Annotated in this window: 4 protein-coding genes; 3 read left to right on the top strand and 1 reads right to left on the bottom strand. The window is 75.0% G+C overall.

Translation table 11 applies throughout. The features are described from left to right. Positions 1-130 precede the first annotated feature (130 nt). On the top strand, positions 131-616 hold the full coding sequence (locus C6N75_RS28775; protein WP_105871782.1) for a hypothetical protein: 486 nt from the start codon (positions 131-133) through the stop codon (positions 614-616). Between the two features lie 16 nt (positions 617-632). Here C6N75_RS28775 and C6N75_RS28770 read toward each other — a convergent pair whose 3' ends face one another. Further along, positions 633-1,511, bottom strand: coding sequence for a DUF4231 domain-containing protein (locus C6N75_RS28770; RefSeq protein ID WP_105871781.1), 879 nt, complete (start codon positions 1,509-1,511; stop codon positions 633-635). Between the two features lie 257 nt (positions 1,512-1,768). On the opposite strand from C6N75_RS28770, the gene fxsA reads away from it, so the two are divergent. Both fxsA and C6N75_RS28760 read left to right on the top strand, forming a co-directional pair. Further along, positions 1,769-1,933: an FxSxx-COOH cyclophane-containing RiPP peptide gene (gene fxsA / locus C6N75_RS28765; protein ID WP_219852926.1), complete on the top strand. Its 165-nt coding sequence runs from the start codon at positions 1,769-1,771 to the stop codon at positions 1,931-1,933. 64 nt (positions 1,934-1,997) lie between these two features. Then, on the top strand, positions 1,998-3,351 hold a 1,354-nt coding region (locus C6N75_RS28760), incomplete at its 3' end, for an FxsB family cyclophane-forming radical SAM/SPASM peptide maturase (RefSeq protein ID WP_181160659.1).

Here is a 3,351-nt window from a genome sequence, read left to right as displayed (position 1 = left end):
CCGAAGTCGGCCCCGCGTCCCATGGTGGCCAACCGGGCGGCCCCCGGCCCGTGCCGTTCGCGCCCTGCCCCGGGGCCGCCCGGTTTGCCACCATGGGACGCGGGGCCGACTTCGGGGGGACGGGGAGCGTATGAAGCGCATCGGGGTCACCGGCCACCGGGACATCCCGCCGGAGCTGCACGCCCATGTGCGGGCCGCCATCCACGAGACCTTCCGCGGCCACGGCGGCGGCGCCGGCCTGGAGGCGCTGAGCAGTCTGGCCACCGGCGCGGACCAGTTGTTCGCCGACATCGCCCTGGCCTGGGGCGCCGAGCTGACGGCCGTCATCCCCAGCGGCGACTACGAGCAGGGGTTCGCCGACCCGGTCGAGCTGGCCCGCTACCACTGCCTGCTGGCGCGGGCCACGCGCGAGGTGCGGCTCGACTACCCGCACTCCACCGACGAGGCGTACTACGCGGCCGGCGCGTACATCGCCGACCACTGCGACCGGCTGGTCGCCGTCTGGGACGGCCGCCCCGCCCGCGGCCTGGGCGGCACCGGCGACATCGTGGCCTACGCGCGCGAGCGGGGCCGGCCGGTGACGGTCGTCTGGCGCGAGGGGGTGCGCCGGGTCTGACGGCCCGTCCGGCCGGCTACCTCCGGTGCTGGACCAGCCAGTCGGTGTGCTGCGGGGAGACGATGCGCTCGGTCTCGTAGACCGCCGCCGCCCAGCGGTCCTCGCCGACGGTGGTCTCCATCGCGGTGTGCATCGCCGCCAGGTCCTCCTCCACCAGGGAGTGCGCGGCGATCAGCGGCTGGTGCCGGCGGATCTCGCTCCAGGCCACGCAGGCCGCCGCGGCGGCGGACAGCAGCCCGGCGGCCACCGCGGGGGAGTCCACCGACAGGGCCCGCCCCACGCCGAGCAGCAGCGCGAGGACGGTCAGCAGGGAGATGGTCGCCGACCACAGGGTGGTGGCGCGGCGGGAGACCACGGTACGGCGGTGGTACCAGTTGCGCTGCTCGATCAGGCGGTCCCGGACGTACGTCTCCTTGCGTACCCGGAACGGCCGCTCGCGCAGCCGGCGCATGGCCGGGGTGATCAGCTCACCCGGTCCGTCCGGCGCGTCGGCGCTACGGGGATCGGCCCAGCCGGTCTTGCGCAGCTCGGCCAGGCCCTGCTCCAGGCGGGAGAGGAACTCGCCGTCGGCGTCGCCCCGGTCGGCCGTGAAGGGGGCGCCGTGCACGGCGTACCGCCAGCACAGCGACTTGATGAACTCGGCCGCCGAGCGGTTCAGTTGCCACTGCGAGGCGGCCCGGCGGCGGGAGGCGCGCCAGGTGGCCCACAGCACCCCCGCGTAGGCGGCGGCGCTCAGCGCGCCGGCGGCCCGGAAGGGCAGGGCGAACAGCAGCGCCCCGGCGATGAGCAGCCATAACTGCAACCGGGTGTCGTGCACCGCGTCGCGCTGCCGGGCGACGGCCGTGGCGTCGGTGCGGTGGAACAACTCGGGGAGGTCCGTGCCGCGGAAGACCATGCTCCCCGTCCGGTCCTGAGACTGCGTCATCGTCTGCTCCCGGTACGTCGGGCCCCGGCCGTCACCCGGACGGTGCAGCGGCCCGGTTCCACCTGGTGGGAGGCCGGGTCCTGGCCGGTCGGGAACGGCGTTCGGCGCGCTCTACCACCCCTCCACGCCATGATTTGCCGTGGGTGGCCATGAGGGTAAAGTCGTGCCGCCGACACTGCAACGGTGCCGCCACCCATGATCGACCCCACTCCCCTAGGACGGCTGTCGTGACCCCTCAGCTCCCCGCCGCGCTCGCCGCCGCGAAGCCCCCCCGCGTCCCCCTCGCCGAGATCGACGTCCGCGGCGCCTCCGCGGAGCGCAGCCTCGGCCGGCTGCTGCCCTCGGTGGGCGCCCGCTCCGAGCGCGTCCCCACCTTCAACTCGGCCGTCTGACCAGGGCTCGGCGCATACCGCCGAGAACGCCGTACAAGGTCATCGACCGCCCTAGACTGGCGGAATGACAGGACCCCTGGTCCCCTTCCGCGAGATCGTCCTGAAGGTCCACAGCCGCTGCGATCTCGCGTGCGATCACTGCTACGTCTACGAGCACGTCGACCAGAGCTGGCGCACCCGCCCCAAAGCGATCACCGACGAGGCCGTCTCGTGGACGGCTCGGCGTCTGGCCGAGCACGCGAAGACCCACGCACTGCCCTCCGTGACGGTGATCCTGCACGGAGGGGAGCCCCTGCTGGCGGGGCCGGCGAGACTGCGGCGGGTCTGCGAGGAACTGACCGCGGCCCTGGCGCCGCTGCCCACCCGCCTGGACCTGCGCGTCCACACCAACGGGCTCCAGCTCTCGCCGCGTTATCTCGACCTCTTCGACGAGTTCGGCGTCCGGGTGGGCATCTCCCTGGACGGCGACCGGGCGGCCAACGACAGGCACCGGCGCTTCGCCGACGGCCGCTCCAGCCACCCCCTGGTGCTCCGGGCCGTGCAGCTGCTGCACGAGGAGCGCTACCGCCACCTGGACCTGGGCCTGCTGTGCACGGTGGACACCGAGAACGACCCGGTGGCCGTGTACGACGCGCTGCTGGAGCTGGCCCCGCCGCGCATCGACTTCCTGCTGCCGCACGCCACCTGGGAGCAGCCGCCGGCCCGCCCGGACGGCTCGCCCACCGCGTACGCCGACTGGCTGCTGACGGTGTTCGACCGCTGGGACGGGCAGGGCCGCCCGGTGCCGGTGCGGCTGTTCGACTCGGTGCTCTCCACCCTGGGCGGCGGACCCGCGCTGACCGAGTCGCTGGGCCTGGCGCCCACCGACCTGGTGGTGGTGGAGACCGACGGCGCCCTGGAGCAGGTCGACTCGCTCAAGAGCGCCTACGAGGGCGCCGCGGCCACCGGCTTCGACGTGCGGCGCCACGCGCTGGACGAGGTCGCCGCCCATCCGGGTGTACGGGCCCGGCAGCTCGGCCTGGCGGGGGTGAGCGGGACCTGCCGGCGCTGCCCGCTGGTCCGCTCCTGCGGCGGCGGGCTCTACACCCACCGGTACGCGGCGGCAGGCGGCTTCGACCACCCGTCGGTGTACTGCGCGGACCTGACGGCGCTGATCCAGGGGGTCGAGGACCGCACGGCGGCGCGCGGCGCCCCGGCCGCCCTGGCCGGGCCCGCGGCGCTCGCCGCCGAGCAGCTCGAACTGACCCGGATGGTCCTGGCCGAGCTGCACAGCGCGCTGGACGGGCGCGGCGGCCCGCAGTGGGCCGAGGCGTGGCGACGGGCCGGCGAGGCGGAGCGGGACTCGGCGGCGCTGGACGAGGCGCTGGCCCATCCGTACGCCCGGGGCTGGCTGCTGGACCGGTTCGAGGCGCCGGGCG

Origin of the sequence: Streptomyces solincola (genome assembly GCF_002982015.1) — a bacterium.
Classification (GTDB): domain Bacteria; phylum Actinomycetota; class Actinomycetes; order Streptomycetales; family Streptomycetaceae; genus Streptomyces; species Streptomyces solincola.
The sequence above is the reverse complement of the archived record's forward strand: the minus strand, read 5'-3'. Positions and strand labels throughout refer to the sequence as shown.